Source organism: Ligilactobacillus animalis KCTC 3501 = DSM 20602, assembly GCF_001434535.1.
Taxonomy (GTDB): Bacteria; Bacillota; Bacilli; order Lactobacillales; family Lactobacillaceae; genus Ligilactobacillus; species Ligilactobacillus animalis.
This window is the reverse complement of record NZ_AYYW01000017.1, coordinates 1-221: the sequence shown is the minus strand read 5'-3', so window position 1 is coordinate 221 and position 221 is coordinate 1. Positions and strand designations below refer to the sequence as shown.

The 221-nt window shown below is 40.7% G+C and carries 1 pseudogene; it reads right to left on the bottom strand.

Annotated features, from left to right (window positions below):
• A pseudogene (locus FC30_RS09510) lies at positions 1-221 on the bottom strand (GH25 family lysozyme); the annotation flags it as partial.

Here is a 221-nt window from a genome sequence, read left to right as displayed (position 1 = left end):
TTGATCTTCTTTTCACCAGTTGCCATTGCTCCATCATATGTGTCAAAGTAATGTGTCGCATTATTTACCCATTGCCAACCGTATTGCATCCAGCCATCTTCATTGTAATATGCATGCTTCTCAGATCCGTATGGGCGTAGATCTTGGATGCCACGTTGCATATTTCCATCTTTATCGAAAAGATACCAATGATCATTGATCTTCTTTTCACCGACAGCCAT